The organism is Xenorhabdus sp. SGI246, assembly GCF_040838225.1.
In the GTDB taxonomy this organism is placed as follows: domain Bacteria; phylum Pseudomonadota; class Gammaproteobacteria; order Enterobacterales; family Enterobacteriaceae; genus Xenorhabdus; species Xenorhabdus indica.
The window spans coordinates 70,927-77,551 of sequence record NZ_JBFPEZ010000020.1; the positions used below are offsets into that span (position 1 = coordinate 70,927).

Genomic DNA, 6,625 nt, shown 5'->3' on the forward strand with positions numbered 1-6,625 from the left:
CCGCCGGATTCTAACAAACGCCAACAAACAAAACCAGATACCTAAATAAAATCTAATAATTTTATTTACACAAGTAAATTATCCGAAATTTCACCTAACAGATAACACATTCCCACCAGATATTTACCTTACTGTGGTTTAAAGTCTAGTGAGAAACTCTTGAAATGTTCATAAACCTCTTTACTTGGTGGACGTGGCATTTTAGCTTGATTCGCCGCGGCAATTGCTGCCCTACATAATACGGGGTCGCCTCCATTAGCCTGAACACTAATCAACATACCATCTGATGCCAGTTTTATGCTCAAGTCACAGGTGCGCCCTAAGTATAAACTCGGATCACGGAAATGACTCTGGATCGCAGCCCGAATTTGCCCTTTATAATTATTGATATCCGATTCAGAAATACCACTTTTCTTACTACCACCTTTACCCGCAGCAGATGCGCCACCTTGCTGTTTAGGTGCATTAGAAGTCAGCCCCCCAAGCAGATCATCAACTGCCTGAGCCTCTTTTTGGGCTTCGGCCCTGGCTCTGACTTTTGCTTTAGCTGCGGCTTCAGCTTTAGCCTTTGCTTCAGCCTCTGCTTTTGCCTTTGCTTCGGCTTCTGCTTTTCGTTTCGCAGCTTCTTCGGCTTCTTTCTTAGCTTGGGCTTCTGCTTTTCTCTGAGCTTCTGCCTGCTCTTTCAGAATTCTTTCTTGTTCCGCTTTCGCTTTAGCAGCGGCCTCTTCGGCAATCTTTTGCTCTTCACGGGCCTTAGCCGCGGCAGCATCAGCCCGCTTTTTCTGTTCTTCCGCAGCTTGCTGTGCTTTTATTCGCTCTTCTTCTGCGGCTTTCAGCCGCTCCTGCTCTTCTGCCTGTTTAGCACGCAATTCGGCGGCCTGTTGTTCAGCTTTTTTCTTCCGTTGCTGCTCAGCCAGCTTTGCATTGGCTTGCTGTTGCTGTTGCTGATTATATTGCTGAACTACCGCATTCGGATCGACCATAACGGCATCAATCACCGTACCACTATTTCCACCGCCTCCCATTTCCGTTTTTTGCTTCAAAGATCCCCAAATCAAGAATCCGAACAGGATAATGTGCAAAATAATTGAAATGATAACGGCACGATTTAGCCCACTGTTTTGCTTGTTTGTCTTTCCCACGCTCGACATCCAGAAACTTTAAGTAAAAGCCGCCATCAGGCACCAATAGGCTGAGTCATTAAACCAACCGATTTCACACCCGCTTGACGAAGCATATTAAGTGCCTTGATGATTTCATCATAAGGGACTTCCTTTGAACCCCCAATCAAGAAAATGGTTTTTGGGTTAGCTTTCATCAAGGTTTGAGCTTCAGCAATAATTTGCTGTTCAGGTAGTAATTCTAAACGCTCCTGATTAACAACCATGTTGTACCGCCCTACCCCGGAAACTTCTACAATAACCGGTGGATTATCAGAACTGGAGACGGTTTTGGAATCTACCGAGTCAGGTAAATCAACTTCTACACTTTGTGTGATAATCGGGGCCGTTGCCATAAAAATCAGCAGCAAAACCAGCAACACGTCCAGCAAGGGGACGATATTGATCTCGGATTTTAGCTCACGTCTGCGACTACGAGTGCGCGCCATTCGCTTTTTCCCCTTACGATGAATTACGACTTATTGGAATTAGAAACAAAAGCCTGACGATGCAAAATCGCCAGAAATTCTTCCATAAAATTATCGTAACTTTGTTCCAGTTTATTGACACGCTGGTTCAAACGGTTATAAGCCATCACCGCCGGAATCGCAGCAAACAAACCAATTGCTGTTGCAATCAAAGCTTCCGCAATACCAGGAGCGACCATTTGCAATGTTGCCTGTTTTACTGCCCCCAGAGCAATAAAAGCATGCATTATCCCCCAGACTGTGCCAAACAGACCGATATAGGGACTAATAGAACCGACAGTACCCAAAAATGGGATATGATTTTCCAATGTTTCTAATTCACGATTCATTGAAATTCGCATAGCGCGGGAAGCTCCCGTAATGACAGCCTCTGGTGCATGATTATTTGCCTGATGTAAGCGAGCGAATTCTTTAAAACCAGAATAGAAAATCTGTTCAGTGCCACTTAAAGAATCGCGGCGTGACTGGCTTTCTTTATAAAGACGGGATAATTCAACCCCAGACCAAAATTTATCTTCAAATGCTTCCGTTTCCCGAGTAGCAGCATTCAGAATTCTTGTTCTTTGAATAATAATTGCCCAAGAAGCTACAGAGAAGCCAATCAGGATTAACATGATCAGCTGCACTAAAAAGCCTGCCTTCAGAAATAAATCCAGGATGTTCATGTCAGTCACTGCTTAAACTCCGCGACAATAGACTTTGGAAGCGCAATAGGCTTCATTTGAGATGAATTTACGCAGACGACCAAACATTCTGCGTTACTGATAACTACATTATTGCAATCAATAATTCGTTGAATAAATGTCAGTGAAGCACCACGGATATTCGTGATCTCGCTTTCCACAACTAACTGGTCATCCAGCTTCGCTGGTTTACGGTAGTCAACGGTCATGCGGCTGACAGCAAAACCAACTTGTTCATCCAACATATACTTTTGGTGGAAGCCCTTATCACGCAACATCTCTGTACGTGCTCTTTCATAAAAAGCCAAATATTGAGCGTGATAGACTATACCACTAGCATCTGTGTCTTCGTAGTAAACACGGATAGGCCAACGGAACAACATATTACTCACATATAATCCTAATCAGGCGAATTGACGCTGTCACTATACTCAAGACAATAGCGCTTTGGAATGACTTGTTATTAAAGAAGTCAAAAAATTTATAGCCCAGCGTCCTATAAAATCATAAATAGTTTACTTAAAGAAATGATATAAGCCAAAAATCAGAATCAAAAATGCAGGTAATGGATGAAAAAAAAGACGCCAGATAAAATGCTTAGGGTTAAATCCAATACCAAAAATAACCCCGGAACATACCGCCCAAATCAGTAAAATCCCTTGCCATACAGCTAATAAACTTGTGCTCGCGGCAAAACGTGCTGGGTCCCACAATACACATCCAGCAAGTGCCAGAGCCATAATAAGGATAAGGGCCCTTAGCAGACCCTTATTCATCAGTTGGTAAAATTTGTCAACCAACATTATCTTTTGTCACTCTCAGTTACTTTTTCTGATTCACTATGCTCAAGTGCCAAAGCTGCAATAATTGCAAAACTACAGGCTAAGAGTGTTCCCAGAATCCAAGCAAAATACCACATGTTCTATGCTCCTTTAGTACAGTGAGTGTTTGTTGTTTTCAATGTAGCTCTTATCCAAACGCCCAAAGGTTTTGTAGTAACACCAAATGGTGTATGACAAAATAATAGGAACGAAGATAAGCGCAACAACGAACATGATTTGCAACGTCCACTGACTGGATGTCGCATCCCACATAGTCAAACTGACATTCGGATTAAGGCTTGATGGCATCACAAACGGGAACATGGATATTCCTGCGGTCAGAATAATGCAAGCAACTGTCAGTGATGAAAATAGAAACGCCCAGGCACCTTTATCCAATCGAGTGGCCAGCATAGTCAACAAAGGAAGAACGACACCCAATACAGGTATTGCCCACAATATTGGCTGATTATTGAAATTGATCAGCCATGCCCCAACCTGTTGAGTAACTTGTTTATGCAATGGATTAGATACGCCATTCACATCCAGACCACCGGTCACAACATAACCATCAATGCCATAAATCAGCCACACACCCGCTAGTAAGAAAGCCACTGCGGTTACCAATGCACAAACGTGTGTCGCAGTACGGGAACGCAAATGCAATTCACCCGTAGTACGCATTTGCAAGTAAGTTGCCCCTTGTGTCGTAATCATCATCAAACTGATGATACCTGCCAGCAGCCCATAAGGGTTCAGCAACTCAAAGAATGACCCGTCATAGGAAACCCTCTGATCTACATCTATCATCAGTGGTACGCCTTGTAGCAGGTTACCGAATGCAACTCCAATGACTAATGGAGGTACAAAACTGCCAACAAACAACCCCCAGTCCCACATGTTACGCCATTTTCTGTTTTCCAGTTTTGAGCGATAGTCAAACCCTACAGGCCGGAAGAACAACGCAGCCAACACCAAAATCATCGCTACATAGAAACCGGAGAAAGCGGCAGCATATACTGCTGGCCAGGCAGCAAACAGTGCACCACCCGCTGTGATTAACCATACCTGGTTACCATCCCAGTGAGGTGCAACTGAATTAATCATGACACGGCGTTCAGTGTCATTTTTGCCGATAATCCGCAGCAGGACACCAACACCCATGTCAAAACCATCGGTCACTGCAAACCCGATTAGCAATACACCAATCAGCAGCCACCATATAAATCGTAACACGTCATAATCAAGCATAAGTGGACTCCTGCTTACTCAATATTATTCGCTGAAGAATTATTGGTTGAAGAAATGAATTTCTGTTCAAAATGGTAACGCCCGGTCTTGAGGCTACTTGGACCAAGGCGAGCAAATTTGAACATCAGAAACATTTCGGCGATCAGGAACAAAGTATACAGACCACAAATCAGTGCCATTGAGAAAATCAGATCACCAACACTGCGTGTCGAAGCTGCCACTGCGGTTGGCAATACTTCACCAATCGCCCAAGGCTGGCGGCCATACTCTGCAACAAACCAACCAGCTTCAACCGCAATCCACGGTAATGGAATACTAAATAACGCTGCACGCAACAACCACTTTTGTTGACCAATGCGATTACGGATAACACTGAAGAATGACAGGCCGATAACCAGTAACATGATGAAGCCACAAGCAACCATGATACGAAATGCAAAATAAAGCGGTGCCACACGTGGAATAGAATCTTTCGCAGCGGCTTTAATTTGCTCTTCTGTTGCGTTTGCCACCTCTGGGGTGTAACGTTTTACGAGCATGCCGTAACCAAGGTCTTTTTTGCTTTCATTGAATGCGTTACGTACTGCCGGATCAGTGTTACCTGCTCGCAGCTCTCCCAGCAATTCATATGCCTTAAGGCCGTTACGGATACGTTGCTCATGCTGACTCATCAAGTCACGCAAGCCAACAACCGGAGTATCAGTAGAGCGTGTAGCAATAAGGCCTAATATGTAAGGAATTTGAATGGAGTATTTGTTTTCCATCTTATCCTGATCAGGAATACCAATCAGCGTGAATGCAGCCGGCGGAGTTTGAGTATCCCACTCTGCTTCAATGGCAGCCAGTTTGGTTTTCTGCACATCCCCCATTTCATATCCAGATTCATCCCCCAGTACAATGACGGACAGGACTGCTGCAATACCAAAACTTGATGCAATGGCAAATGAACGTTTAGCAAACGGAATATCCCGCCCTTTAAGCAAGTAATAAGCGCTGATCCCCAAGACAAAAATCGCACCTGTCACATAACCCGCAGCTACAGTATGAACAAATTTCACTTGAGCAACAGGATTCAGAACCAGATCGCTAAAGCTCACCATCTCCATGCGCATGGTTTCAAAATTGAAATCAGATGCAATCGGGTTTTGCATCCAGCCATTCGCAATTAGAATCCATAAAGCAGAGAAGTTAGAACCTAATGCAACCAACCAAGTTACAACTAAATGCTGTTTCTTGCTCAGGCGATCCCAACCGAAAAAGAATAAACCAACAAAGGTGGATTCAAGGAAGAAAGCCATTAAACCTTCAATGGCCAGTGGTGCACCAAAAATATCACCAACGTAATGTGAGAAATATGACCAGTTTGTTCCGAACTGGAACTCCATAGTCAAACCTGTTGCAACCCCCAGGGCAAAGTTAATACCAAATAACTTCCCCCAGAATTTCGTCATATCTTTGTAGATTTGTTTACCAGACAGAACATATACCGTTTCCATAATCGCAAGCAAAAACGCCATACCGAGTGTTAATGGTACGAATAAGAAATGGTACATAGCAGTTAAGGCAAACTGTAATCGTGACAGTTCGACAATATCAAACATTTTGACCCCTTGCTCCTAGCAGGAAGACACCGACTTGCGGCAACCCGACTTTCGTAAAATGAAAGTCTCGTAACTACCAGCAATAAATGCCTCAAACACAACAACAAATTATTAAATAAATCAAAATTCAGTAGATACCCCAATAATATTACGCCTATATTCGCACACAATAAATAGCTTTTATATGACTAAGATTGGAATTCTCAATATAGGCCAATATTGCCGCTCATTTATGAGGTAATACCATTTATTTTAGAACAATTAAATCAAGTTTAGCGAACACATTCCACAGTAATAAATTGATTTAAAGCAATTTTTTCTGTTCTTTGTTAATCATTACAGCTATTATTTCATTACAGTTGATTTAGTGTTAATAATTTGTTTACCACAATGCTGATTAATTTATTTTTTGCTGTAAAAAGCATTAGAAAATTAACTTTTCATTTTCATTATAAGAAAAATATATTTTTCTAACATTTCTAATTAAATTAATCGATTAAATAGAATTTTCTAAAATAAGTTCAAGTAAATTTGAAAATATCTCTCCATATAAAAAGACTAACCTACTGTTTATCTTATAAATAAAAAGGCTGCTTTAAAGCCTGTCTCTTGATCACATCT

8 protein-coding genes are annotated in these 6,625 nt (G+C 42.2%); all 8 read right to left on the reverse strand.

Features of this window, described 5'->3' with window-relative positions:
• Positions 1-128: 128 nt before the first annotated feature.
• Entirely contained in the window at positions 129-1,142 is a 1,014-nt protein-coding gene (gene tolA, locus ABLA85_RS05575) for a cell envelope integrity protein TolA (RefSeq protein ID WP_367962093.1), read from the reverse strand.
• Between the two features lie 35 nt (positions 1,143-1,177).
• Positions 1,178-1,609 (reverse strand): colicin uptake protein TolR, encoded by a 432-nt coding sequence (tolR, locus tag ABLA85_RS05580; RefSeq protein ID WP_047682400.1) that lies wholly within the window; start codon positions 1,607-1,609, stop codon positions 1,178-1,180.
• Between the two features lie 23 nt (positions 1,610-1,632).
• The gene (tolQ, locus tag ABLA85_RS05585; RefSeq protein WP_367962095.1) at positions 1,633-2,322 is read right to left on the reverse strand and encodes a Tol-Pal system protein TolQ; all 690 of its coding nucleotides are present in this window, start codon (positions 2,320-2,322) and stop codon (positions 1,633-1,635) included.
• Positions 2,319-2,723 (reverse strand): tol-pal system-associated acyl-CoA thioesterase, encoded by a 405-nt coding sequence (gene ybgC / locus ABLA85_RS05590; protein ID WP_367962097.1) that lies wholly within the window; start codon positions 2,721-2,723, stop codon positions 2,319-2,321. The genes tolQ and ybgC overlap by 4 nt, the downstream gene beginning before the upstream one ends.
• 123 nt (positions 2,724-2,846) lie before the next feature.
• The gene (ybgE, locus tag ABLA85_RS05595; RefSeq protein ID WP_367962099.1) at positions 2,847-3,134 is read right to left on the reverse strand and encodes a cyd operon protein YbgE; all 288 of its coding nucleotides are present in this window, start codon (positions 3,132-3,134) and stop codon (positions 2,847-2,849) included.
• Positions 3,134-3,250 (reverse strand): cytochrome bd-I oxidase subunit CydX, encoded by a 117-nt coding sequence (cydX, locus tag ABLA85_RS05600; RefSeq protein WP_367962102.1) that lies wholly within the window; start codon positions 3,248-3,250, stop codon positions 3,134-3,136. Before cydX ends, ybgE begins: the two co-directional genes overlap by 1 nt.
• Before the next feature lie 13 nt (positions 3,251-3,263).
• Positions 3,264-4,403, reverse strand: coding sequence for a cytochrome d ubiquinol oxidase subunit II (gene cydB, locus ABLA85_RS05605; RefSeq protein ID WP_367962105.1), 1,140 nt, complete (start codon positions 4,401-4,403; stop codon positions 3,264-3,266).
• Between the two features lie 14 nt (positions 4,404-4,417).
• Positions 4,418-6,004 (reverse strand): cytochrome ubiquinol oxidase subunit I, encoded by a 1,587-nt coding sequence (cydA, locus tag ABLA85_RS05610; protein ID WP_367962106.1) that lies wholly within the window; start codon positions 6,002-6,004, stop codon positions 4,418-4,420.
• Between the last annotated feature and the right edge of the window lie 621 nt (positions 6,005-6,625).

Excerpts from the sequence above, each read along its gene's own strand:
- ybgE (WP_367962099.1), bottom strand. The coding sequence starts at position 3,134 with ATGTTGGTTGACAAATTTTACCAACTGATGAATAAGGGTCTGCTAAGG.
- cydX (WP_367962102.1), bottom strand. The coding sequence starts at position 3,250 with ATGTGGTATTTTGCTTGGATTCTGGGAACACTCTTAGCCTGTAGTTTT.
- cydB (WP_367962105.1), bottom strand. The coding sequence starts at position 4,403 with ATGCTTGATTATGACGTGTTACGATTTATATGGTGGCTGCTGATTGGT.
- tolR (WP_047682400.1), bottom strand. The coding sequence starts at position 1,609 with ATGGCGCGCACTCGTAGTCGCAGACGTGAGCTAAAATCCGAGATCAAT.
- cydA (WP_367962106.1), bottom strand. The coding sequence starts at position 6,004 with ATGTTTGATATTGTCGAACTGTCACGATTACAGTTTGCCTTAACTGCT.